The sequence below is a fragment of the Phenylobacterium sp. genome (genome assembly GCF_036502675.1).
Classification (GTDB): domain Bacteria; phylum Pseudomonadota; class Alphaproteobacteria; order Caulobacterales; family Caulobacteraceae; genus Phenylobacterium.
In genome coordinates, this window is the sequence record NZ_DASXYF010000079.1 from 1 (window position 1) to 24313 (window position 24313).

The 24313-nt window shown below is 70.0% G+C and carries 24 protein-coding genes; 12 read left to right on the plus strand and 12 right to left on the minus strand.

Annotated features, from left to right (window positions below):
* The 3 genes from VGL30_RS09415 to VGL30_RS09425 form a co-directional block, all read right to left on the minus strand.
* The coding region (locus tag VGL30_RS09415) for an LLM class flavin-dependent oxidoreductase (protein WP_331539219.1) at positions 1-539 on the minus strand (539 nt) is incomplete at its 3' end.
* Positions 539-1642 carry an LLM class flavin-dependent oxidoreductase gene (locus tag VGL30_RS09420; RefSeq protein ID WP_331539221.1) on the minus strand — a complete coding sequence of 368 codons (1104 nt, stop codon included), beginning with the start codon at positions 1640-1642 and terminating at the stop codon, positions 539-541. The genes VGL30_RS09420 and VGL30_RS09415, both read right to left, overlap by 1 nt.
* A 112-nt stretch (positions 1643-1754) precedes the next feature.
* Positions 1755-3458 carry an FAD-dependent oxidoreductase gene (locus VGL30_RS09425; RefSeq protein WP_331539223.1) on the minus strand — a complete coding sequence of 568 codons (1704 nt, stop codon included), beginning with the start codon at positions 3456-3458 and terminating at the stop codon, positions 1755-1757.
* A gap of 205 nt (positions 3459-3663) precedes the next feature.
* On the opposite strand from VGL30_RS09425, the gene VGL30_RS09430 reads away from it, so the two are divergent.
* From VGL30_RS09430 to VGL30_RS09450, 5 genes are all read left to right on the plus strand, one after another.
* Positions 3664-3990, plus strand: a complete 327-nt coding sequence (locus tag VGL30_RS09430) for a hypothetical protein (protein WP_331539225.1) — start codon at positions 3664-3666, stop codon at positions 3988-3990.
* 344 nt (positions 3991-4334) lie between these two features.
* Entirely contained in the window at positions 4335-5006 is a 672-nt protein-coding gene (locus VGL30_RS09435) for a TetR/AcrR family transcriptional regulator (RefSeq protein WP_331539227.1), read from the plus strand.
* A 121-nt stretch (positions 5007-5127) separates the two neighbouring features.
* On the plus strand, positions 5128-7326 hold the full coding sequence (locus VGL30_RS09440; RefSeq protein WP_331539229.1) for a TonB-dependent receptor: 2199 nt from the start codon (positions 5128-5130) through the stop codon (positions 7324-7326).
* A gap of 41 nt (positions 7327-7367) precedes the next feature.
* The gene (locus VGL30_RS09445) at positions 7368-7841 is read left to right on the plus strand and encodes a nuclear transport factor 2 family protein (RefSeq protein WP_331539231.1); all 474 of its coding nucleotides are present in this window, start codon (positions 7368-7370) and stop codon (positions 7839-7841) included.
* A gap of 16 nt (positions 7842-7857) precedes the next feature.
* Positions 7858-8370 (plus strand): nuclear transport factor 2 family protein, encoded by a 513-nt coding sequence (locus tag VGL30_RS09450; protein WP_331539233.1) that lies wholly within the window; start codon positions 7858-7860, stop codon positions 8368-8370.
* 27 nt (positions 8371-8397) lie between these two features.
* On the opposite strand, the gene VGL30_RS09455 is transcribed toward VGL30_RS09450, so the two are convergent.
* Both VGL30_RS09455 and VGL30_RS09460 read right to left on the minus strand, forming a co-directional pair.
* A complete protein-coding gene (locus VGL30_RS09455; RefSeq protein WP_331539235.1) occupies positions 8398-9627 on the minus strand; it encodes an MFS transporter in 1230 nt (409 codons plus the stop codon).
* 109 nt (positions 9628-9736) lie between these two features.
* Positions 9737-10162 (minus strand): hypothetical protein, encoded by a 426-nt coding sequence (locus VGL30_RS09460; protein ID WP_331539237.1) that lies wholly within the window; start codon positions 10160-10162, stop codon positions 9737-9739.
* Positions 10163-10399: 237 nt separating this feature from the next.
* Between VGL30_RS09460 and VGL30_RS09465 the strand changes: the two genes are divergently transcribed.
* The 4 genes from VGL30_RS09465 (at position 10400) to VGL30_RS09480 (ending at position 13457) form a co-directional block, all read left to right on the plus strand.
* Positions 10400-11308 carry a TIGR03619 family F420-dependent LLM class oxidoreductase gene (locus VGL30_RS09465; RefSeq protein WP_331539239.1) on the plus strand — a complete coding sequence of 303 codons (909 nt, stop codon included), beginning with the start codon at positions 10400-10402 and terminating at the stop codon, positions 11306-11308.
* Positions 11309-11432: 124 nt separating this feature from the next.
* Positions 11433-12200, plus strand: coding sequence for a glucose 1-dehydrogenase (locus VGL30_RS09470; protein WP_331539241.1), 768 nt, complete (start codon positions 11433-11435; stop codon positions 12198-12200).
* Positions 12201-12219: 19 nt separating this feature from the next.
* Entirely contained in the window at positions 12220-12966 is a 747-nt protein-coding gene (locus tag VGL30_RS09475) for an SDR family oxidoreductase (RefSeq protein ID WP_331539243.1), read from the plus strand.
* Entirely contained in the window at positions 12963-13457 is a 495-nt protein-coding gene (locus VGL30_RS09480; protein ID WP_331539245.1) for a nuclear transport factor 2 family protein, read from the plus strand. The genes VGL30_RS09475 and VGL30_RS09480 overlap by 4 nt, the downstream gene beginning before the upstream one ends.
* Before the next feature lie 350 nt (positions 13458-13807).
* Here VGL30_RS09480 and VGL30_RS09485 read toward each other — a convergent pair whose 3' ends face one another.
* Positions 13808-14125: a hypothetical protein gene (locus VGL30_RS09485; protein ID WP_331539247.1), complete on the minus strand. Its 318-nt coding sequence runs from the start codon at positions 14123-14125 to the stop codon at positions 13808-13810.
* A gap of 112 nt (positions 14126-14237) precedes the next feature.
* Entirely contained in the window at positions 14238-15224 is a 987-nt protein-coding gene (locus VGL30_RS09490; RefSeq protein ID WP_331539249.1) for a Rieske 2Fe-2S domain-containing protein, read from the minus strand.
* A 168-nt stretch (positions 15225-15392) separates the two neighbouring features.
* Between VGL30_RS09490 and VGL30_RS09495 the strand changes: the two genes are divergently transcribed.
* Positions 15393-16262: an amidohydrolase family protein gene (locus tag VGL30_RS09495; protein ID WP_331539251.1), complete on the plus strand. Its 870-nt coding sequence runs from the start codon at positions 15393-15395 to the stop codon at positions 16260-16262.
* A gap of 13 nt (positions 16263-16275) precedes the next feature.
* Here VGL30_RS09495 and VGL30_RS09500 read toward each other — a convergent pair whose 3' ends face one another.
* Entirely contained in the window at positions 16276-16584 is a 309-nt protein-coding gene (locus tag VGL30_RS09500; protein ID WP_331539253.1) for a ferredoxin, read from the minus strand.
* A 195-nt stretch (positions 16585-16779) separates the two neighbouring features.
* Here VGL30_RS09500 and VGL30_RS09505 point away from each other — a divergent pair, with 195 nt between their 5' ends.
* On the plus strand, positions 16780-16953 hold the full coding sequence (locus VGL30_RS09505; RefSeq protein ID WP_331539255.1) for a hypothetical protein: 174 nt from the start codon (positions 16780-16782) through the stop codon (positions 16951-16953).
* 322 nt (positions 16954-17275) lie between these two features.
* Here the strand turns inward: VGL30_RS09505 and VGL30_RS09510 are convergent, their stop codons facing one another.
* The 3 genes from VGL30_RS09510 to VGL30_RS09520 all read right to left on the minus strand — a co-directional run bounded on the left by VGL30_RS09510 (position 17276) and on the right by VGL30_RS09520 (position 21092).
* Positions 17276-18145, minus strand: a complete 870-nt coding sequence (locus VGL30_RS09510; RefSeq protein WP_331539257.1) for a crotonase/enoyl-CoA hydratase family protein — start codon at positions 18143-18145, stop codon at positions 17276-17278.
* 64 nt (positions 18146-18209) lie between these two features.
* Positions 18210-19424 (minus strand): 3,4-dihydroxy-2-butanone-4-phosphate synthase, encoded by a 1215-nt coding sequence (ribB, locus tag VGL30_RS09515; RefSeq protein ID WP_331539259.1) that lies wholly within the window; start codon positions 19422-19424, stop codon positions 18210-18212.
* 153 nt (positions 19425-19577) lie between these two features.
* Positions 19578-21092 (minus strand): DHA2 family efflux MFS transporter permease subunit, encoded by a 1515-nt coding sequence (locus VGL30_RS09520; protein ID WP_331539261.1) that lies wholly within the window; start codon positions 21090-21092, stop codon positions 19578-19580.
* Positions 21093-21301: 209 nt separating this feature from the next.
* Between VGL30_RS09520 and VGL30_RS09525 the strand changes: the two genes are divergently transcribed.
* A complete protein-coding gene (locus VGL30_RS09525) occupies positions 21302-22963 on the plus strand; it encodes a RyR domain-containing protein (protein ID WP_331539263.1) in 1662 nt (553 codons plus the stop codon).
* Between the two features lie 32 nt (positions 22964-22995).
* On the opposite strand, the gene VGL30_RS09530 is transcribed toward VGL30_RS09525, so the two are convergent.
* Positions 22996-23964 carry a toll/interleukin-1 receptor domain-containing protein gene (locus tag VGL30_RS09530; protein ID WP_331539265.1) on the minus strand — a complete coding sequence of 323 codons (969 nt, stop codon included), beginning with the start codon at positions 23962-23964 and terminating at the stop codon, positions 22996-22998.
* Positions 23965-24313: the final 349 nt, after the last annotated feature.

Sequence of the window (24313 nt, forward strand, 5' to 3'; positions counted from 1 at the left end):
ACCCCGATGGGCGGGCCGCCCTTCTGCAGCGGCAGGATGTGGGCGTTGAACAGCGGCATCCGCGGCTCTTCGACCTCGATCGTCCAGTACTTGCCCTTGTAGACGAACGGCCGCTCGCCGAACCAGATCTTCTGGATGATCTCCAAGGACTCCCGGGTCATGTCCCGGGTGTCCGCCCCGTTGATGCCCAGCAGCTTCCAGTCGGCCGGCACCGAGCCCGCCGCCACCCCGAAGTTCAGCCGGCCCTGGCTGACGTGGTCCAGCCAGGCCATGCGGTTGGCGACCACCGCGGGGTTGTGGTAGGGCAGGCAGATGCCGCCGGGCCCCAGCCGGATGCGCTTGGTCTCGCGCAGCGCCTGGGCGATCAGGATGTCGGGCGCGGGGTTGGGCTCCCACGGCAGGGCGTGGTGCTCGCCGAACCAGGCCTCGTCATAGCCGAACTCGTCCATCCAGCGGATGACCTGCAGGTCCCACTCCTGGCAGTCGTAGGGCGACTTGCCCGGCGGGTGGAACGCCTGGCCGAACATTCCAAGCTTCATCAGTGCGTCTCCCTTTCTCGCGGCGCCGCCCAGCCGGAGGTCGCCAGCCCCGCCGCCGGCCTTGCGCGGGTCTTGCCCTGCACGTGGGGCAGCACCTCGCGGCCGAACAGCTCCAGGGCCTTGAAAACCTTGTCGTTCGGCGCGCCTCCCTGCGCAACCTCCATCAGGAGGAGATCGACGCCCAGTGTCTCGGCCATGTTGTTGATGCGCGGGATCAGGTCGGCGGGGTCGCCCAGCAGCACCTGGTCCCCGCGGTCGAGGTCTTCGCCGCGGATCTCCTTGAAGAAATCGGGCACGTTGGTGACCCGCGCCCGGCCGCTCAGCCCGGCAAAGAAACGGTAGTAGTTGGTGGCGAACTGGCCGCCGTCGCGCAGCGCCTCGGCCTTGGTGGGCGCGCAGTACATCTGGGTGATGGCGCAGACCTCGCGCGAGGCGGGGTCGAAGCCGTGCTCGGCCAGGGTGTCGCGGTAGAGGGCGATCTTCGGGGCGATGCCGTCACGGTTGGGCCCGAACAGGGCGGTGCCCAGGTTGAACCCCTTGGAGGCGGCCCAGGTGAAGCTTTCGAGGGTGCCCGACGCCGAGGCGTAGATCGGCGGGTGCGGCCGCTGCACCGGCTGCGGGAAATACTGGTAGTTGTCGACATCGAAGTGCTGGCCGTGGAAGGAGATCGGGCCGGGCTCGGTCCAGGCCTTGACGATGAACTCGGCGGCCTCGCGGTAGCGGCTGTGGCTCTCCTCGATCGGCACCTTCAGCCAGTCGTACTCCTGCATCAGGAAGCCGCGGCCGACGCCGTACTCCAGCCGGCCGCCGCTGAGCACATCCAGCATGCCGTACTGCTCGGCCAGCACGATGGGGTGGTGCAGCGGCAGCAGCGACACGCCGGTGCCGATGCGGATCCGCTTGGTCCGCTGGGCCGCCGCCGCGGCGATGACGCAGGGGTTGCCGAACGAGTAGCCGGCGCAGTGGTGCTCGCTGAACCAGACCGTGTCGTAGCCCAGGTCCTCCAGCAGCTCGACCTGCTGCAGGATGGTCTCGTAATACTCGGCCGGGCTGCCGTGGATATCGGGGTGGTAGTCAATGTTGTAGCAGATGCCGAGCCGCATCGGTTTCCTCTCCCTGGTCCTGTCCTGGCCGTCCTGCCCGGCTTGTCGTCGTCCGGAGCCGGGCCGCACGCGGTTACGTCGCCCTGCGTCTCATCACGAGGGCGAGGAGCTGTCAATAAACTGTACCGGTCGGTTTCGTTATGCCGGCGCGAATTGGGTGAGATGACGCCCGGACGAGGTTGGAGGCGCGGCGCGCGGCGTGGCGGGCGGCCAGGAAGGCGAAGGTCATGGCCGGGGCCAGGGTGACTCCGGGCCCCGGGTAGCCGCGTCCCATCACCGAGGCCGTCGAATTACCGGCGGCGTAAAGCCCCTCGATCGCCTCGCCGCCCGGCCGCAGCACCCGGCCGTCCTCGTCGGTGAGCAGCCCGCCCTTGGTGCCCAGGTCGCCGAGGTGGACCCGGGTGGCCAGGAACGGCCCCTGCTCGATGGTCCCGAGATTGGGGCTGGGGCGGTGGGCGGGATCGCCCCAGTAGTTATCGTAGGGCGTGGACCCGCGGCCGAAGTCCTCGTCGACCCCGGTGCGTGCGAAACCGTTGAAGCGCTCGACGGTGGCGGCCAGGCCCGCGGGGTCGACGCCGCACTTCCGCGCCAGTTCCCCGAGAGTGTCGCCGCGCACGAAGAAGCCGGAATCGAACATCGCCTGCGGCGTCCGGCCCGGCCGCATGGCGCCGAACAGGTAGCGGCGGCGGTGCCGGGCGTCGAGGATCAGCCAGGCGTCCTTGATCCCCAGCCGCAGCATCTCCTGGCCGAAGACGTTGTAGGATTGCGACTCGTTGGTGAAGCGCCGGCCCCCGCCGTCGACGATCAGCGAGCCCGGCATCGACCGCTCCCAGAGAAAGAACCCCGGCTTGTCGCCCGGATAGAGCACGCAGGGGCCCCACCAGGCTTCGTCCATCAGGGCGGTTTCCGCCCCGAGGCCATCGGCGAGCTTGACCACGTCGCCGGTGTCGTCGGGACTGGCGGAGGTGTAGCGGCCGTCGACCCCCTGGTGGGCCATGCGCAGCGCGGAGTCGTGGGCGAAGCCGCCGGCGCAGAGCATCACCCCGGCGCGGGCCTCGATGCGGCGCAACCGGCCGCCCTCCTCCACCTCGACCCCGACGGCGCGGCCGTCCTCCACGACCACCCGGCGCAGGGCGACGCCCAGGCGCACCGGGGCGCCCGCCCGCTGCATGGCCATCATCAGCTGGGCCGCCAGGGCCCTGCCGCCGGTCAGCGGCGTCCAGCCGGCGAGCTGGGCCAGGCGATGGCGCAGCACCACCTTGAGCAGGGTCAGGGTCGAAGTCAGGCTGGTGAAGCCGCGGCCGACCCGGGAGCTCTCGCCGGTCTTGACCGCATAGGGGCGCGGCGCCGGGCGCAGGGTCCCGAGCCACGGGCCCAGGCGCTTGCCGTTGGTGAACACCGGCTCCATCAGCCGGCCCTTGCGTCCGCCGGGCTGTTCGGCGTGGTAGTCCGGCTGGGTCGGCTCCTGTTCCAGCCCCACGCCGTTGTCCAGCAGGAAGCCGATCATCTCCGGCCCGGCGTTCAGCAGGGCCAGCCGCCGCTCGCGCGACGAGGCGGGGCCGGCCTCGGCGACCACCTGGTCCAGGTAGGTCATGGCCGCGTCCACGCTGTCGCCCCCGCCGGCCGCCTGCATCAGCCGGTTGGCCGGGATCCAGATCCCGCCGCCCGACAGGGCCGAGGTGCCGCCCCAGGCCTGGGCCTTTTCGATCACCAGCGGCTTCAGCCCCGCCGCGGCCGCGGTCACGGCCGCGGTGAGCCCCGCGGCGCCCGAGCCCACGATCACGGCGTCATAGGATTCGTCCCACGCCTGCGCCATCGCCGCCCCAAAAGCCCATTGTTTTTGTCGAGTATGAAGAAAAATCCGGTCCTATTGTTCGGGCCTGGGACGGACACGGTCAATACCGGGCCGAACGGCGGTTCGGCGCCTGCGGTCTGGACGGCGGCCGGCGCCAGACCTTATCCTCGCTGCAGCCACATGCGGCGCCGCCAGGGCGCTCGTCCGCAGAACCGGAGGAATTCGAATGACCGCCTACACGCTCGTCGTCATGACCAACCCCGTCGAGGGCCGGGCGGACGAATACAACGACTGGTACAGCAATCAGCATCTGTCCGACGTGCTGCGCCTCCCGGGGGTCATGGCCGCCCAGCGGTTCAAGATCGGCGAAGGCTTCGACGGCCCGCACAAGTACATGGCGCTCTACCAGATGGAGACCTCCGATCCGGCCGGGGTGCTGGCCGAGCTGACCAAGCGGGCCAACACGCCCGAGATGCCGATCTCCGAAGCCATGGACAGGAACGTCAGCATGAGGCTGTTCGAGGGCATCACCCCGCTGATGAAATCCGAATAGTTCAGGCGCCCGGCGGGCCGAAGGCTGCGGCGGAAGCGGGAACGAAAGCCGCCTGGCTCCCCGCTTCCGCCGGGCGATCGCATAGGCCGCGGCCTGATCCTGATATCGCAAGATGCTCCCCCTCCCGGGGAGATGTCTGCCGTCAGGCTGACTGACGGGCCTTTTCCGGCGACGCCGCTTTCCCCCGCCGCCGCCTTGCGGATTTGCCGGCGCGCGGCGCAGCCGTTAAACGGGCCGGGAGGAATTTCCTCAGGTTGCGTCGCCGGCCCGCAGCCCGGAACGGCTGCGCCGCGGCGAAGGCGCTGACGCCGGCGGCGACCGTCCGGCGGCTGCGGAGGTCATTTTTGACGGATCTACAGGACAGCGACCCCGGCGAGGTCCGGCTCAGCAAGGCCCGTCTGGACCGGATCCTGGCCGCCGCCCAGACCATCTTCATGGCGCACGGCTTCAACGGCGCGACGACGGACATGATCCAGGCCGCCGCCGGCGTCTCGAAGTCGACCCTCTACCGGTATTTTCCCACCAAGGAGATCCTGTTCAAGGCGGCCTTCGAGGCCTTCAGCCGCGAGTTCCTGACCAACGTCGGCCGGCTGTGCCGTGAATCGGACGGCGTCGAGACCTTCCTCAACCAGTTCGGCATGGAGTTCCTGCAGGCGCTGATCGCGCCGCGCGGGCTCGACATCTTCCGGCTGATGGTCTCGGAAAGCCAGCGGTTCCCCAAGCCCGGCAAGCTGTTCTACCTCGTGGGGCCGAAGGCCACCGCCGACATGGTCGAAAGTTACCTGGCCCGCGCGCATCGCCGCGGCGAGCTGCATGTGGCGAGCCCCGCCATCGCGGCGGAACATTTCATCGGCATGATCCGCGGCGACCTGCACCTGCGCTGCCTGCTCGGCGTCTCCAAACCCCCCTCCACCGCGCAGCTGAAGCGGTTCGTGGCGGCGACCGTCGCGGCGTTTCTGGCGGCGTACAGGCCGGCCGCCGGCAAGGACCCCGAGCCGCCCTCGGCTCCCTCCTGAGTTGCACCGGACCGCTCGGTCGCAACCGGGAATTCGCTTGCGACGCTTACGACCCAAGTCTTAGATGCCGGCAGAAACACCCAGGCTCCACCAAGAGGGTCGGTCAGAGGGAGATCGAGACATGCGCCGCATCGCCGCCATGCTGTCCGGAGCTTGCTTTTCCGCGTCCGCCGTCGCCGCCCCGGCCTGGGCCCAGGCGCAGGCGCAGCCGGCGGAAGGCAACACCATCAGCGAGGTGGTGGTGACCACGCAGCGGCGCTCCGAGCGCCTGCGGGACGTGCCGATCTCCGTCGTGTCGCAGACCGGCGACCAACTCGCCAAGGCCGGGGTGACCAATGTGAAGGAGCTCTCATTCCTGGTCCCCGGCGTGAAGATCGACCAGACATCGAACTATGTGCAGCCGGCGATCCGCGGCATCTCCAGCGGGGTGGTGGGGCCAAGCACGGACGCGCCGGTGGCGATCTACCTCGACGGGGTGGTGCAGCCCAACCAGATCGCCAACCACTTCGACTTCGCCGACATCGACCGCATCGAAGTGGCCAAGGGCCCGCAGGGCACGCTGTTCGGCCGCAACGCCACCGGCGGGGCGATCTCGATCTTCACCAAGGCGCCGTCGTTCACGCCGACCGGCAACCTCTCGGTGGGCTACGGCAACCTGAACCACGTCACGGCCAAGGGCTACGTCAGCGGCCCGCTGGTCGGCGACGTGCTGGCCGGCAGCCTGTCGGGCTATTACGAGAAGCACGACGGCTATGACTACGACATCGCCCGCAAGCTGCGCACCAAGGGCCTGAACTCCAAGGCGGTCCGCGGCAAGCTGCTGTTCCAGCCCACCGACTGGGCGAAGCTGACCTTCATCGCCTCCTATCAGGATCGTTTCGACAGCGACACGGCGACGGGAATTGCGCCGCTGCGCAACACCGCCGCCAGCCTGGACCCCGCGGCGATCATCGCCACCAAGCCGCACACCATCTCGTTCGACACCGACTCCTTCCTGCACCTCAAGCAGACTACGGCGACCATCCGCGGCGAGTTCGATCTCGGATTCGGCAAGCTCACGACGATCAGCGGCTACAGCAAGGTCTGGGCTCACCTGGCCTACGACGCGGACCGTTCCAACTCCTCGCTGGTCCACGTGGCCTACTCCTATCCGCAGCCCGAGATCATGTACTCTCAGGAGCTGTCGTTCGCCTCGAACAAGATCGGGCCGTTCAGCTACGTGGTCGGCGCCTACTACTATTACGACGACAACAAATTCGCCGCGAACCGGGTGCAGACCTCGATCGATCCCGCCACGGACTTCATCGCCACATCCGTAAACCCGCAGCTCGCCTACGCGGGCTTCGCGGAAGCAAACTACGACATCACCGACCGGCTGACGGTGATCGGCGGCGTCCGCTACAGCTGGGAGCGTCGGGCCAACAAGGGCAAGGTGGGCTTCGGCGTGCAGCCCTCGCTCACCGCGCCCTACATGATCGGACCGGCGATCGACTTCCATGCCTGGACGCCGCGCGCCTCGGTCAAGTATCGCCTGACCGACGACACCAACGTCTATTTCACCTTCAGCAAGGGCTTCAAGAGCGGCGGCGTCCAGAGCACCGCCTTCCTTTCGCCGCCGGCCGCCTGGCCGGGCCTGATCTACCAGCCGGAAAAGATCACCGCCTACGAGGTGGGCCTGAAATCCGCGCCCCTGCCGAACCTCAGCTTCAACGTGGCCGGCTACTACTACGATTACACCAACCTGCAGGTGCAGGTGCAGACCATCACCGGCCTCTCCGAGACCCAGAACGCCGCCACCGCGAAGATCTACGGCCTGGACGCCGACGGCGTGTGGCGAGCCACGAACGACCTGACCTTCAGCGCCGGCGTCTCCCTGCTGCATGCGCGCTACGAGCAGTTCCCCAACGCGGTCGTCCTGCGCCCGGCGCCGCCGCTGCCGAGCGGCGGGTTGCAGGGCAACGTGAGCGTGGTGGTCGACGCCAGCGGCAACGTCCTGCCCCGGGCGCCGGACTACACCTTCAGCCTGGTGACCGACTACACGAAGGACGTCGGGCCCGGCACGTTCGGCGCCAACCTGTCGCTGTTCTATACGGACACCGTCTACTTCGACAGCGACCAGCGGGTGCACCAAGGCCCTTACGGCCTGGCCAACGCCCGGGTCTCATTCAAGCCGCGGGGCAGCAACTTCCGTGTCGAGGCCTGGGTGAAGAACCTGACCGACAAGGACTATATCTCCTCCACCTTCATTCAGAACGTCGCCGACGTGGTGGGCTACGGCCCGCAGCGCACCTACGGCGTCTCGCTGGACTACACATTCTGACCGGACCGCGGCCGGCCGCGGTCACAGAGAAGGAGTCGCGCATGGGCGGGAAGGTGACGCTGGAGGACCGGGCCGAGGTTTCGGACGTGCTGGCGCGGTACTGCTTCTTCGTCGACGAGGGGGAGTCCGACGCCTGGACCGACCTGTGGACCGAGGACGGCGTGTTCGCCGGGGTCACCCCCGAGCCGATCCGCGGCCGCGAGGCGTTGAAGCAGGTGCCGGTCTGGTCGCTCTCGGGCGGCTGCCGGCACAAGCTGGTCAACCCGATCCTGGAGTATGGCGACACGGACGACGAGATGATCGTCCGCTGCTACAATTTCGTCACCGCCTGGCTGAACGACGCCAGCATCAACTCGCTGGCGGTGGCGCGCTATCATCTGCTGCGGCGGGGCGACACCTGGAAGATCAGGAGCAACCAGGTGCGCATGCAGACGCCCGCGGGCTCCGATACGAACAACTATCCCGAGGGCTTCCCCTACCCGGCGAACCAGCCGACGAAGTTCCCGCCGATCTGACCTGACGAGGCGACCCATGGACGGCCTGGAGAAGCTCAAGGCCATCGCGGCCATCCGCCGGCTCAAGGCCCGGCGGGTCCGCTGCATGGACGAGAAGGACTGGCCCGGCTACGCCGCCTGCCACACGCCGGACGCCGTCTCCTACACCTTCCAGTCGCAGGGCTGGGCCGACAAGCCGATCACCGGGGCGCGGGCGATCGCCGATTCGCTGAAGGCGATCCTCGACGGCGAGATCAAGAAGACCACCGCCCACCAGATCCACGAGCCGGAGATCGACATCACCTCTCCCACCACCGCCCGGAGCATCTGGCCGATGGAGGACATGCTTTGGTGGGAGGAGGACGGCGTGAAGAAATGGCGCCACGGCTACGGCCACTACCGCCAGACCTACGAGAAGGTCGGCGGCGAGTGGCTGATCAAGAGCCGGGCGCTGACCCGCATCCGGGTCGATGACGGCGCCGGCGACCAGGTCGACGTCATGACCGCCCGGGGCGGCTCCATCGCCGAGGCCCTGGCCAAGGCCCGCTGATCCGGCGTCTGCGCCCGGCGGACGGCCTCAGGCGCCCGCGGGCGCCGTCCGCGGGCGGCTTAGCAGGACGAGGCGCAGGCCGCCGGCGGCGGCCCCGGCGATCGCCAGCGACCCGATCAGCAGGTACATGCCGTCCGGCCCGAGACCCTTGCGCAGCGGCGCCAGCACCAGCGGATTGACGAAGGCGCCCAGATACATCGAGAACTGCACCAGGCCGATGGCCGCACTGCGCGACGCCGCCGAAACCCGGTTGATCGGCATGGTCATGTAGAGCGGCAGGAAGGCGCCGCACCCCAGCGTGAACAGAGCGTTGCCCGCCGTCGCCAGCCCGATGCTGGGCGCCAGGCCGATGACCACGGCGCCCAGGCCCGTGAGCGCGACGCCGCCGCAGAGCACCGTGCGCTCGCCGAACCGCGCCTGCAGGTGACCGGAGCACAGCGAAGCGACGCCGGACAGCGGCGCGGTCACGCTGATCAGCAGGGCGAGGGTCTTGGTGGAGGTCAGGCCCAGCTGCGAGAACACCAGCGGCAGCTGGGTGCCGCCCATCATCATCATGATGTGCAGCACGAAGATCATCACGAAGATCGGCCAGATGCGCCGCACCCCGCCGTGCTCGCCGCCCTGGCCGGTCTCCGCGACCGCGGTCGCCCGGAAACCGGGGACGACGAGCAGCCCGAGCAGGACGACCGGCGCCGCCAGGCCTGCGAACATCGCGAAGGCCATCCGCCAGCCGAAGGCTTCGGCCAGCGCGCCGGACCCCAGCACCACGGGCATGACGGAGAGGCCCACGGTGGCCTTCCAGTAGCCGATCATCTTCGAGCGGCCGGTCTCGTCGTAGAGCTCGGCCATCAGGGCTATGCAGGCCGTGGTCAGGAAGCCGCCGGAGAAGCCCAGCAGCAGGCGCGTGACCGAGAAGGCCCAGATGTCGCCGAACAGGCCGCCGGCCGAGCCGAACACGCCGACGCCGGCGAAGGCCGCCAGCAGCAGCGGCCGCAGGCCCACGCGGGCCACCATCCAACCGCTGAGCGCGCCCGCCACCATGATGCCCAGGCTGGGCATGGTCATGCCGAGCTGGGCGGCGAGCTCGCCGTCGGCGCCGCCGAAGTGCGCCGCCATCTGCGGCAGGATCGGCGACAGCGTCATGTAGATCAGGCTGGCCACGACACCGCTCGTCAGCACCACCACGAAGACCAGCCGGCGCCGCAGGTCGCCCAGCGCAAGTCCGGCGGGAGTCACCCCCGCCCTGCTCGCCCCCATCACGCGTCTCCCATGCCGGCCTGCTCTTGCAGCCGTGGGGTTCATCTCACCCCCGGGGCGTCGACGCAACGGCGCCGGCGGACCGCATCCGGGCCCGGCGCCGCAGGGCTCAGGCGCCCTTCAGCCGGCGCTCCATGAAGGTGACCAGCAAGCCGTGGGTGCCGGAGGGCCGCACGACGATCTGGCGGTACACCTCCACGTCGGGATGGTGGTTGTAGTTGCCCTCGTACTGGATCTCGAAGCCGTTCCTGACCAGGTAGTCCTTGGCGTCGTCGAGGCTTTCCACCTCGTAGACCACGGTCAGCAACGCGCCCTCGCCCTGCGCCTTGAGCAGGCGGCCCATGCTGTCGGTCTCGTCCTGCGGGCAGACCAGCTCCAGCCCATGCTCCCAGTCGTGCCGGCAGACGATCGGGCGGCCGCTGACGTTGTGGTCCGGGGTGAAGTGGGCGCCGTTGAACAGGCGCTGGAACGTCGCCACCGCCGCGTCGGAGTCCTTGACCACGATTTCCGCGCGGTTGATCCCCAGCACCTTCATGCCCGCTCTCCCTTTTTGATCTGGACCGGCAATCTAGCGCCGGGCGCACCGGCCGGGAATTCGGAATCCACAGACGACGCACGCAACGCGACGCCCCGGCCGGCGCATCGTGGCGGCCCTGCACACCGCCCGGTCCGATTTGACGAGAGCGCTGCGGCCGGCGTCAAAATCGCCGGCCGGCCTTCGATCCGCAGCAGTCCACCCGTTCCCACCCCCCGCCCCCGATTGGAAACGACCGTGAAATTCACCCTCGACATCCCGCTGGGCGTCATCGCGCCCCCTGGAGAATTCCAGTCCCCGGACGCGGTCCGAGAGATGGCGCAGGCCCTGGAGACGGCGGGCGCCGCGGCCTGTTTCGTCACCGACCACCCGGCGCCGTCGGCCACGTGGCTGCACGCCAACGGCCACGACGCGCCGGACCCTTTCACCGCGCTGGCCTTCGCGGCGGCGGCGACCACCAGGCTGCGGCTGCACACCAACATCCTGGTCCTGCCCTACCGCAACCCGTTCATCACCGCGAAGGCGGCCGCGACCCTGCAGGTCTTCTCGGGAGGCCGGCTGATCCTGGGCGTGGGGGCCGGCTATCAGCAGGCCGAGTTCGCGGCGCTAGGCGTCGACTTCACCAGACGCGGCGTCCTGATGGACGAGGCGCTTGAGACCATCAAGCTCGCGTGGAACGGCGGGGCGGTGGTCAAGACGGGCCGCAACTTCGATGCGGCGGGCAACGAGCCCCGTCCGGCGCCCAGGCCGCAACCCGCGGTCTGGATCGGCGGCGGCAGCGACAAGGCGGTGGAACGCGCCGCCAGGTGGGGCGACGGCTGGTCGCCGTTCTTCACCGCGCCGACGCTCAGCGCCAACAACCGGGCGTCCGCGATCCAGGACGTCGCCCATCTCAGGGAGAAGATCGCCGTCCTGCGGGACCTCCGGGCGGAGCTGGGCAGGACCGGGCCCTTCGACATCGTCATCGCGGCCCAGGCGCAGGTCCGGGAGGCCACCCGCGCCGAAGCCGACCGCTACCTGCAGGCCGTCGGCGTCCTCGCCGAGGCGGGGGTGAACTGGATCTCCGCGGGCCTGCCGCACCCGAGCCGGGCGGCCTATCTGGAGTCCGCCCAGTGGTTCGGCGAGGAGGTGATCGTGCGGGCCTGACGGCGGGGTCCAATGCCTTCTGCGCCCGCGGCGATAGATAAACGGTATCGGGACCGATGAACTGACCGGTTGCCATGCGCCCGCCGGCGGCGTGGAATTGGCGGACGAGAATGAAAGCCGAAAGATGCAGTTCTCCCTGGCCGGCAAGATCGCGGTGGTCACCGGCGCCAGCAGCGGCATGGGCCGGGCGATCGCCATCCGCTACGCCGAGCACGGCGCCGACCTGGTGGTGACCGGCCGCGACCGGGCGCGGCTGGAGGACGTCGCGGCCGAGGTGCGGGCCGCGGGCCGCCGGGCCCTGGTGGCGCCGGCCGACCTGCTGGACCCCGAGCAGGCGGCCAGGCCGGTCGCGGCGGCGGTGGCCGAGTTCGGCCGCCTCGACGTGCTGGTCAACAACGCCGGCGGGGCGGGCATGTATGTGGAGCACGGCACGGCCACGCTGTTCGATACGCCGCTGTCGACCGTGGAGAGCCTCTTCAGGCTCAACGCCTTCTCGCCCTTCGTCTCAGCCCAGGCGGCGGCGCGGGTGATGCGGGACCAGGGCGGCGGGGTGATCATCAACGTCACCTCGGTCTCGGCCTATTCGCCGGCGCCGGACGTCCATGCCTATGCGGCGGCCAAGGCGGCCCTGCACGCCTTCGGCGTCGCCTGGGGCAAGGAGCTGGCGGCCTACAACATCCGGGTCAACGAGATCGTCCCGGGCGCGGTGGAAACCCACAACCTCTCCAGGCGGCTGTCCACGCCGGAGGGCCGCAAGGCCATGGAGCGCGGCAATCCGATGGGCCGGCTGGGCCGGCCCGACGACATCGCCGCCGCCGCCGTCTACCTGGCCTCCGACGAGGCGGCCTGGGTCACCGGGGCGGAGATCCGGGTGAGCGGGGGCAGCCGGTGAAGCCCTCGCAGGCCGCGGCGTGAACCGGCTGGCCGGCCAGAGCGCCGTGGTGGTCGGCGCGAGCCGCGGGATCGGCAAGGCCATCGCGCTGGCCCTGGCGGCGGAGGGCGCCCACGTCACCGCGGTGGCGCGGCGCGAGGGCGGCCGCGAGTTTCCCGGCTCCCTGCCCGCCACCATCGAGGAGATCCGCGCCGCCGGCGGCGACGCCGAGGCGGCCTGCTGCGACATCGCCGACAGCGCCGACGTTGCCGCCCTGGTCGAGGCGACCCTGGCCCGCCGCGGACGGATCGACGTGCTGGTCAACAGCGCCGTCTACATCGCCTACGAGCGGCTGCTGGAGCTGACGGACGCGGCCTGGGCGCGCGGCTTCGCCGTCAACGTCACCGGCGCCTTCTACCTGACCCGCGCGGTGGCGCCCTCGATGATCGCGCGGCGCTCCGGCCGCATCATCCACCTCACCGGGTCGGGCGCGCGCGAGGTGGGGGTGGTCAGCGTGCTGACCGGCGCCTCCAAGGCGGCGCTGGAGCGCTTCGTCCGCGGCGCGGCCCATGAGCTTGCGCCGCACAAGGTGGCGGTGAACCTGTTCGACCCCGGCGGCGTGAAGACCGAGCGCGCCGTGGTGCTGCAGGGCGCGGACCGCGACTGGAGCGGCTTCGCCACCCCGGCCCAGGTGGCGCCGGCGGCGGTGCACCTGGCGCTGCAGGACGCGGACGCCATGACCGGACAGATCTACAGCTATCGGGACTTTCGCGGAGGACGCCCATGAGCCTGGAATCGAGAGTGGCTGCGCTGGAGACGCGGCTGAAGCTTCTGGAGGACCAGGAGAAGGTCCGCCAATGCCTGGCCCGCTACGGCTACAACGCCGACCTGGGCCGCTCGGAGGAGTACGTCGCGGTCTGGACGGACGACGGGCTCTACGACCTGGCCGACGACACCAAACTCGCCGGCAAGGCGCAGATCCGCCAGATGATCACCTCGCCCGCCGGCGCCCACAAGTCGGAGATCGAGAACCGCAGCCTGCACACGGTGGGCAACCTGTTCATCAAGATCGAGGGCGACACCGCCTGGGCCGAGGGCTATTCGGTGGTGTTCGTGAAACAGGCGGACGGCGTCAGGCCCTACACCGCAGGCTACAACCACTGGGACTTCGCCCGCGACGGCGACGGCTGGCTGATGAGCCGCCGGCTGCGGCGCGCGATCGGCGGCTCCGAATGGGGCGGCGAAACCATCAAGAGCTACCTGGACGAGCCCCGGTAGGCGCCTGGAGCGCGATTGCTCTGCAGCATGTTTGGTCTCTTCGGACCAGACATGCTCCGCAAGTCTTTGAAATAGAGCGGGTTGAAATTGGTTGATCCGCCTCCGCTCACCCCGGCGAAGGCCCATGGGCGCTAATTAGTAAGGGCGACGGCGCCTTTTTCCTCCCCCCTCCCGAAGAGGACGGGGAGGGGGACCGCCGGCCGAAGAGCCGGTGGTGGAGGGGGCGTAGACTTGGCGCAGTGCGTCGGCTCGCCCCTCCGTCACGCCCTCGGAGTTTATCCTCGTGCCGGCCACAGGCCGGACCCCGGGGGCCGGGGCGAGCGGGTTTTGAGCGGGCGATTCGCCTGAAATCATCGTGCCCCGCCGTTCCACTCGACGTGGGCGCGCACGGCCTGCGTCGACTCGTCGACCCAGCCCTGCTTGCGGGCGAAGCCGATCATCTTGCCGAAGTCCGCCAGCCAGGCTTCGCCGCGCGGCGCGCCCTGCGCCCGCAGCCAGGCGTCGTTCACCCAGGCGTGGCCGTCGTCGACCCGGGCGGCGGCGGCGCCCAGGCGCGCGGCCAGCGCGGAGCCGGACTGCTGTTCGCCGGCCACGCGGACCTCGAAGGCGCGAAAGTTGTCGGCGTCCTCCAGGGTTACGGCGCCGGCGCGCGGGACGTTGACGTACATCGGGTTTCCTCCTGCAAAGGCGTGGTAGCCGGCTCCAGCCGCGCTCCAACCCTGCGATTCGGAGCCTTGAGGTCGGCGCCCACCTTACCCGAAAAAGCTCCGGCCTGTCGGATCAGGCCTCCGCCGGCGCCTTCGGCAAATCGGCGTAATAGCGGGCGTACTGCTGGCGGTACGACAGGATCGGGCCGTCGCCCTCCACCAGCATGGGGCTGGGCTCGAAGCGTTTGTGCTCCCAGATCGGGATGTCCTGCTCGATCTGGAAGACCAGGTTGCGGATCTGGGCCTTGGTGACCCGCATCCTGCCCTCGCTGATGTCCTGAGGGTGGTAGAATTGCTGCCGGATGTGAACGGTCGCGGAGTCGATGGCGGTCTGCTGCTGCGACAGGACGACGTCGCTGATGCCGTAGAAGCGGGTGAACGACTGGCCGGGACCGATGGCGCGCACCTCGATCCGGCCGTCCACCAGGCCGCGCGGGGTCTCCATCTTGGTGGCGACCGAGCTCCTGCGGCTGTAGCCCTCCATATGGTACTCCGGCGTCGGCGGCGACTTGGTGCCGTGCACCGCCCGGAAGTGGGCGTAGTCCATGCCGTTCTCGGTAATCTCCTGGATGTGGATCTTGACGATCCATTCGTGCTGCTCGGTCCTGACCCAGTTCTCCTCGGACAGCTCCGGAATGGTGGCCAGCTCCCACATCGGCTCGGCTTTGTGGGGATGGCGCCAGACGTAGACGACGCCCAGGCTCTCCTGCACCGGCCAGGCGGGCACGCAGGACGTCTTCAGCCTGGGCGGGACCACCCTGGCGTAGGGGATGTCGGTCACGCCGCCGGCGCCGTCGTAGCGCCAGTGGTGGAAGGGGCAGCGCAGGTCGTTGCCGACCACCTGGCCGCCGTAGCCCAGGTGGGCGCCCAGGTGCCGGCAGTAGGGGTCGAGCGCATTCAGGCCGCCGTCCTCGCCGCGCCACAGCACCAGCTCGGCGCCGAAGTACTTCAGGGTCCTGACCTGCCCCGCCGCCACCTCGTCCGACATCGCCACGGCGAACCAGCCGAACGGCAGCGGCAGATCGTAACCCCGCTCTCTGGCGGTTGGCGCCTGGCTCATGAATCCCTCCGCATGACTGCCGGCGACGTCTCGCCGGACCCGACGACTTGGTACTAACTTGCTGTCCCGCCAACAAGCGGATAAGTCCGTTGCAGGTCTGCGGGCCCCTGCAGCAACGCGGCCGCGGCTGCGGCAAGCCGGGGCCATCGACGAGGCAGGGGAGCAAGCATGCCGGTTCCGAAGAACATCCAGGTCATTGATCTGATGATCAATATCCCCACCGACGAGCACAACGCGGCGGGCTACGCCACGTTCGCCGCCCTGCAGCGGGACGAGGAGAGCCTGAAGGGCTTCCACATGCCGGCGCAGTACATGTTCAAGGACATCCCCTCGGTCGGGGCCGATCCAGCCGGGTTCGTCGACGCCATCGTGGGCGAGATGGACAAGCACAACATCGGCCTGGCGATGATCCCGCTGGCCGACGCCCTGCGCCATCCCGAAACCGCGGAGAGGCACCCCGGCCGCTTCGTCCGCCACTCGGCCGTCGACCCCAACAAGGGCATGGAGGAGGTGCGCCGCATCCGCCAGGCGAAGCAGGACCACGACATCAAGGCCCTGACCTACTTCCCGGCCGCGTCCATGCCGCAGGTGGCGATCAACGAGAAGGAGATGTACCCGATCTACGCCACGGCGATCGACCTCGACATCCCGGTCATCGTCAACGTCGGCGTCCCCGGCCCGCGCATCCCGATGCGCTGCCAGCACGTGGAGTTGGTGGACGAGGTCTGCTGGTTCTTCCCGGAGCTGAAATTCGTCATGCGCCACGGCGCGGAGCCCTGGGAAGAGCTCGCCGTCAAGCTGATGCTGAAGTACCCCAACCTCTACTACTGCACGAGCGCCTTTGCGCCGAAGCACTACCCGAAGGCGATCATCGACTACGCCAACAAGCGCGGCGCGGACAAGATCATGTACGCCGGATACTTCCCGGCCGGCCTCTCGCTGGACCGCATCTTCAGCGAACTGGAGACCGTGCCGTTCAAGGAAGAGGTCTGGCCGAAATTCCTGCGCGAGAACGCCGCCCGGGTCTTCAAGCTGTAGGAGGCGCGGGTCCTCACGCCTCAGGGGCGACGGTCAAGGCCAGGCCGTCGAGGGCGGGGACCATGCGGACCTGGCAGCCCAGCCGCTCGCCGGGGCGGGCGTCCAGCGCCTCCAGCATCTCCAGTTCGTCCGGGAACGCAGGCTGCAGCCGCGCGGCCTCCTCCGGCTCGAACTGCACCAGGCAGGTGCCGCAGGAGATGACGCCGCCGCAGACGCCCACGGCGTTGTCGACCCGGTCGCGGATCAGCACCATCAGCACGTCGTCCGCCTGCGCCGGAAGTTCGTGGACCGCGCCTTCGCGGTCGGTGACGGTCAGCTTCATCGGCGGTCGGGGGTTCGGCGCCTGGACAGGTTGCGAGGAGGCGAATGCCGGAGGAGGCATGCCTTTTTCGGACGCCCCGGTCAACGCGGAGGCCGCTGGGGCGGAATACGGCCCGGTCTCCCGACGGCCCGATGCGCGCCCGGCCGCCGCCGAAAAACCTTGACAATCGGCCGGCTTCTTGTTCTCTTTTTGTTCATGGCATTGACGGCGGAAATGGCGGAGCGGCACAGCCGCGTACTGGCGGAGCTCGCCGAGCTCGGGCTTGCGCTGGCCCGTGGGCTCGCTGCGCGGGCGCAGGCTGCGGAGACCACCGAGGCGGCCGAGGGATTGGCGCTCGCCTTCCACCGGTCTCCCGCTCGGTGCGCCTGAGCCTGGCCCTCGAGGTGCGCCTGATGCGGTCAGGAAGCACCGCGTCCTGGCCGCCCGCGCGGCCGGAACCCGCCAGGTCTGCGCCGAGACCGAAAGCGACGAGGCCGAGCGCCTGCTGGACGAACGGGAGGAGCGGCTCGACGAGGAGGCCCTCTACGAGGACTTCGCACAAGACCCCGTGGAAGCCTGCATCGCCCGCATCCGCGCCGGCCTCGGTCTTCCCCCACGGCTCCCGCCAACGATCCCGGATCGCCGCGCTCCACGGGACCGCCGGCCTGCGCCCGGCTCCCCGCACACCCTCGTAGAGCGCCCTGAAAGCCTCCTACCCTTCCGGGAACACCGGCGGCATGTCCGACGCGTGGGCGGCGAACTGCGGGGGCCGCTTCTCCAGGAAGGCCTTCACGCCTTCCTTGCCGTCGCCGACGCTGGTGTAGAACATCGCCAGCGACTCGGCCCGGTGCGCCTCCAGCGGCGTGGCGCTCAGGTGGCGCAGCATCATCTGGCGGATCAGCGCCACGCTCACCGGCGAACGCTCGGTGATCAGGGACCGTGCGAAGGCGCTGGCCTCGTCCAGCAGGGTTTCCGGCGAGGTCACCGCCCGCACCAGCCCCTTCGCATGCGCCTCCCTGGCGTCGAAGATGTCGGCCCGGTAGGTCCACTCCAGCGCCTGCTCGAGGCCTACGATCCGCGGCAGGAACCAGGAGGAGCAGGCCTCCGGCGTGATGCCCAGCCGCCCGAACACGAAGCCGAACCGCGCCTTCTCCGAGGCGAAGCGGAAGTCCATCGGCAGGGTCATGGTGGCGCCGATGCCCACCGCCGCCCCGTTGATCGCGCCCACGATCGGCTTCAGGCAGTTCACCATGGCCAGCGCCACCCGCCCGCCGGTGTCGCGCACCCCCTGCTGGATCGCCGGGTCGTCGAAGCGGTCGGCCAGGTCCGCCGGCGTCGGCCGCTGGCTCTCGTCCAGGCCGAAGACGTTGCCGCCGGTCGACAGGTCCATGCCGGCGCAGAACGCCTTGCCCGCGCCGGTGACCACGATGGCGCGCACGGCGTCGTCGGCGCTGGCGCGGGCGTAGGCCGCCTCCAGCTCGTGGGCCATGGTCACCGTGAAGGCGTTCATCTGCTCCGGCCGGTTGAGGCGCAGGGTCAGCAGGCCGTCCTCGACCTCGTACTGCAGGGTCTCGTAGGTCACGCAGGCGTCCTCCTTCCGATCCTGGCCCTGCATAGGCCGGTCCGGTGCGGATTTCGAGCCGCCGCTAGTCCCCGATCGGCCTTTCCTCGCAGATCCTCAGGCCATAGCCCTCAAGCCCCGCCAGCCGGTGCTTGGCCGAGTTGGACAGCAGGGTCATGTCCCGCACCCCCAGGTCGCGCAGGATCTGGGCGCCGACCCCGTACTCCCGCGTCAGCCGCCCGCCCGGCGCCGCGGCGTTCCAGGGCGGGTCGCCGATCCAGTCGTTGAGCGAGGCGCCGTGGCTGTGGCGCAGCAGGATGATCGCCCCGCCGCCGGCCTCGGAGATGATTCGCATGCAGTTCTGCAGCAGGTGCGCCCGCGGCCCGGTGCGGCCCAGGGCGTCGTCCAGGAACGACATGGTGTGCACCCGCACCAGGGCCGGCTTGTCCGGGGAGATCTCCCCCTTGACCAGCGCCAGGTGCTCGGTGCCCTCGCTGTGGTTGGCGTAGAGCCTGGCGCGCCACTCGCCGCCGTAGTCGCTTTCGAACCGGTATTCCCGGACGCATCTGATCAGGGTGTCGTGCCGGCAGCGGTAGGCCACCAGGTCGGCGATGGCGCCGATCTTGATCCCGTGCAGCTGCGAGAACTGCACCAGATCCGGCAGCCGGGCCATGCTGCCGTCGTCGTTCATGATCTCGCAGATTACCCCGGCGGGGTTGAGGCCCGCCAGCCGGGCGATGTCGACGGAGGCCTCCGTATGGCCGGTGCGCACCAGCACCCCGCCGGTGCGCGCCGTCAGCGGGAAGATGTGGCCGGGGGAGACGATGTCGGCGGCCCCGCACGCCGGGTCGATGGCCACCTGGATCGTGCGCGCCCGGTCCGCCGCCGAGATGCCGGTGGTCACTCCCTCGCGCGCCTCGATCGACACGGTGAAGGCGGTCTGCAGCGGCGCCTCGTTGCGCTGGCTCATGGCGACGAGGCCGAGCTCACGGACCCGCTCCTCGGTGAGCGCCAGGCAGATCAGGCCGCGGGCGTGGCGGGCCATGAAGTTGATCGCCTCGGGCGTCGCCATCTGGGCGGGGATGATCAGGTCGCCCTCGTTCTCCCGGTCCTCGTCGTCGACCAGGATGAACATCCGGCCGGCCCGCGCTTCCTCGATGATCTCTTCCGGGCTCGACAGCGCCTCCCGCGCCGACGAGGTCACGCCGCCGGCCGGCCCGCCGGATCGCCAGATGATTTCGTCGCCCGGGGCAGGCCCTGGGCCGCCGTCCGCGGTAGAAGCGCCCGATCCGTCCTGCATACGCCGGCCTCCGCGCCCATCTATACTTGGGCGTCAGGCGAGCGCCACGTCGACTGCCCGCCGATATCCACCCCTCGCTTCTGTGGCGCGGCCCGGCCACGGTCCAATACCTTTTCCACAGGCGCATCTTGCGGGAACGGCATCGGACCGGCCCTAGGAGGTGGAGAGCGACTGGCCGCGCGGAATCCGCATGAGCAGCAGGAACGGCATGCAGACCAGGGTCACGACGAACATCAGGCGGAAGTCGTCCAGATAGGCCGCCATGGCCGCCTGCCGGTTGATCTCGCCGTTCAATGCGGCCAGGCCCGCGACGGTGGACAGGTCTATCCGCGCGCTGGCGTCGGCGCCCAGGACGGGATTCGAGGGATCGATGCGCCCGCCCAGCTCGGCGTGCAAGACCTGGGTGTTCGAGACGATCAGGGCGTTCATGATCGAGATGCCGGCGCCGGAGCCCATGCTGCGCACCAGGTTGAACACCGACGCGCCCTCGGCCCGCAGCCGCGGGGCCAGCGTCGCGAACGCCAGCGTGCTGAGCGGCACGAACATCAGGCCGATGCCCAGGCCCTGCAGCAGACCTGCGAGCATGATCGGCTCGGCCGGCATGGTGAGGTCGAACTGCGTCATCTGCCAGAGCGAGAAGCCGCAGAGGCCGAAGCCGGCCATCATCACCAGCCGGCTGTCGAGCCGGCCGATGAGCTGGCCCACCACCAGCATGGAGACCATCGATCCCACCCCGCGTGGCATGTTCACCAGGCCGCTGGTCAGCACCGGATAGCCCAGCAGGTTCTGCATCAGCGGCGGCATCAGGGCCAGGGTGGAGAACAGCAGCATCCCCACCACGAAGGCCAGGACGCCGGCCATCATGAAGTTGCGGTCGCGGAACAGCGCCCGGTCGAAGAACGGATGCGGCGCCGTCATGGTGTGGATCACGAAGATCCAGGCGCCGACCAGGGCGGTCAGCCCCTCGATGCACACCTCGCGCGAGGCGAACCAGTCCAGCGACGGGCCGCGGTCGAGCATCAGCTGGAAGCCGCCGATGGCCAAGGCGAGCGCCCCGAACCCCAGGAAGTCGAAGCGCTTGGCCGGCTCGTCGCCGTCGCGGGCCATGAACGTCAGGATGCCGAGGATGGCCATGATCCCCACGGGCACGTTGATGTAGAACACCCACCGCCAGGTGAGCCGGTCCGTCAGGAAGCCGCCCAGCGCCGGCCCCATGACCGGTCCCAGCATGGTGCCCGCGCTCCACAGCCCCATCGACTTGCCGCGCTCGGCCGCCGGGGTGATGTCCAGCATCACGGTCTGCGACAGCGGCATCATCACCGCCCCGAACATTCCCTGCGCCAGGCGGAAGATCACGATCTCCGACAGGTTCGTGGACGCGCCGCAGAGCATGGAGGCGACGGTGAAGCCGATGATGGCGACGATGAACAGCCGCTTGGGCCCGATCCGCGAGGCCGCCCAGCCGGTGAGCGGCGTCGCCACCACGCCGCCCACGATATAGGAGGTGAGCACCCAGGAGATCTGCTCCTGCGAGGCCGAGATGCTGCCCTGCAGGTGCGGCAGGGCGACGTTGGCGATGGTGGTGTCCAGGGAGTTCATGATCATCGCCAGCATGATGGCGATGCTGAGCGGCCATCGATGCGCAGGATCTTTCAGCCTGGATGTCACGCACCTCTCCCTGCCCGCGCGGGCCTGAAATGTCCCCGGCCGCGAGGCTCGCCGCCGGGCCGCGCGGCGGCGGCCGGGATCAGGCTACACCACTTGAGCGTGGCCCGCAGGCCGGCGATAGGCCTATCATCCGCAGCGGGCCGGCCCGGAGGGGCCGCAGGGGGCGTGAGATGAAGCGGCGCAGGCGACGGGGCCTCTTCTCGTTGCGGATGGCCTGGGTCATTCCGGTGCTGGCGGTGGTCACCGTGTCGCTGGGGACCTGGGGCTGGCTCGACCACGGCCAGGACTTCGCCGATTCGCTTTACCGGTCGGGGGCGCTGTTCGCCTACAACGACGTCTACGGCGGCGGCGCGGGCTCCGCCGACTGGCGGTTCCGCACCGCGCGCTGGGCGGGCCTGGTGGTGGTGTTCTCCACCGCCCTGGTGGCGCTGGGCGCGCTCCTGCAGTCGCAGCTCGCCCTGGGCGTCGCGCGGCGCCTGCGCCAGGAGGTGGTGGTCATCGGCGGCGACGGCGTGGCCACCGCCGGCTTCGAGGCCGCCCGCGCCGCCGGCTTCAGCGTCCTGTGGCTGGGCGCACCCGCGCTCAGCGTCTCCACGGCCCGCGCCATCGCCCTGCCCTGGCCGCCGGAGGAACCCACCACCACCGTGCTGGAGCACGCTGTCGACGCCAGCCACATCCTGGTGTCCCTGGACGACGACGCCCTGGCCATGGCGCTGGCGCGGGCGGCGCGCGCCGCCGCGCCGCGGGCGCTGATCACCTTGATGATGCGCGACGTGCGCCTGGCCGAGGACGCCGCGGCCACCCTCAACGAGGCCCACACCCGCGTCCTGTCCCGGGCCGCCATCTCGGCGCGGACCCTGAACCTGGAGCACCCGCCTTTCCTCGTCGCCCGCGACCTGGGTCACGCCCGTATCCACGCCCTGATCGTCGGCTTCGGCCACACCGGCCACGCCATCGCCCGCGACCTGATCGTCAACTGCCGCACCACCTATCTGCAGCCGCCGCGCATCACCGTCATCGACCCCCAGGCCAAGGCGCTGGAGGGAGTGTTCCGGGTCCGCGCCCCGGAGGCCGACGCCTCGGCGGAGTTCGTCTTCATTGAAGGCCAGGTCAGCAGCGTCGCCATCTCCCCCGACCCCATCGCGGTGGCCCGGACCGTGGCCGTGGCCGGCCCCATCACCACCGCCTACGTCTGCCTGGCCAGCGACTCCGAAGCCCTGGCGGCGGCCGGCATGCTGCAGTCGCTGACGCGGGCCATCGACATCGGCCAGCCGGCGATCTTCGTGCGCCTGCGCGATTCCGCCACCGTCGCCGGCCGGAGCGGCGGCGCCCGCGGCCTGGACGCCCTGATCCCGTTCGGCGACCTGGACACCATCCTCGAGGCCAGCGAGTTCCTCTCCGCCCGGCCCGACGCCGCCGCCCGCGCCTTCAACGAGGCTTACCGTCGGTCCCTGGCGCCGGAGGTGCGCGAGGATCCCGCCAACCGCTCGGCCTACGCCTGGGACGACCTCGACGAGACCTTCCGCCAGGCCAACCGCGACGTGGTGGCCCACGTGCCGGCCAAGCTGGCCAGCGCGGGAATCGACCCCGCCCTGTGGCGCGGCGTCCGCGGCCTGCCGGTGCTGAAGACAGGGGCGCTCTACGCCGACGGCGCCGAGCTGGAGGCGCTCTCCGAACTGGAGCACGAGCGCTGGAGCGCGCAACGGCGCATGGACGGCTGGCGCCGGACGGAGCGGCCCGCCAAGGACGAGGCCAGACGCCTGCACCCCTCGCTGGTCCCCTACGACCAGCTCACCGATCCGATCAAGGAATTCGACCGCGGCAACGTCCGCGAGACCCGCCGCGCCTGCTGGCCGCAGAGCGACGGCTGAGGCAAGGGCGCCGACGCCGCTTAGGGTTGCGCTCAGTACGGAACGTCGTCCACCGTGGGCTTGGGCGCGGCCTTGCGCTTCGGCCGCGGCGCGGCCTTGACCGGCTCCGGCGCGGTCTCGGCCGCCGCTTCGGGCTGGAGGGCAACCGCCTCCGCCGGCTGCACGGCGGCAACCGGTCGCGGCGAGGCGGCGGCCGCCGTAGCCAGGCCGGTCTTCGCCTGGGGCTTCCTGCCGAACAGCGCCGGCGAGGCGAGGCCGAGGCCGATCAGCGCCACCAGCACCACCGCGGCGACCGCCAGCATTCCGGCCCGCTTTCTCGGCGCGGCCGGATGCGCGTCGGAACTGTCCGCCGCCGCGAGCGGCGCCTCGGCGCCGATGGTGTCGCGCACCAGCACCGGCGCATCGGCGGCGGGCGGCGGCTCGGGCTTGGGTTTCGGCGGCGGGGGCGCGGCGGCCTTGGGCGGCGGCGCAGGGGGCGCGACCGGGGCGGGCGGCTCCATCGCCGCCAGCGCCTCGACCTTGACCGGCGACGGCGCGGCGCGTTCGCGGAGCTCCGGCGCCTCGGCCTTGGCGGCGGCCAGCACCGGGTCCGGCTGCGCCTGGCCGGGCAGGGCCTGCGCGAGGCGCTCGCTCAGCTGGTCGATGGCCGCTTCCCAGTCGGCAAAGAAGTCGATCCACTGGCGGGTGGCGAATTCGTAGGCGAAGGCCTCGTTCGGCGCCACGTCCTCCACCCGGAGCGGCACGACGATCAGCCGCTCCTGGCTGGCCAGCGCCAGTTCCTTGGTCATTTCCTCGGAGGCGTTGGAATTGGCGGTGAACACCAGCAGCAGGATCTTCGCCTTGCGGATCGCGCGCACGATCGCGACCTGGAAGTTCTCCCCCGGGAGAATGTCGCGGCTCGAGAACCAGCACCTGAAGCCACGGCTCTCCAGCGCCTTGCACAAGGTGCTGGCGACCTTGCGGTCCGGCGCCGCAAAGCTGATGAAGATGCTCGCGCTCATTCCCGACTCTCGGCCCCGTCAGGCCGCACCTGTGCAGTCTCGAGAATTATTATGCGTGGAACCCAGAGGCAAGCTGCAATCGAACGCCGGTTTTTCTGCGCTCCGCCTGACGGAATTCCGTCCACGGAGCACCACCGGCCGGGGCGCGCACCGGCTCCAAATGCAAAGAAGGCGGCCCGTAGGACCGCCTCTGCCGCCTCGTACTGATCCGCGCGGAACCCGAAGGTTCCGGAGGCGCCGCGGGGCCCCACGCCCTGACGGCCAAAATATGACCGCCGTTAGCGACACTATCGACAGACATTTCATCCGGCGCAATGGTCTCCCGGCCGTCAAATATCGATCTCGGGCC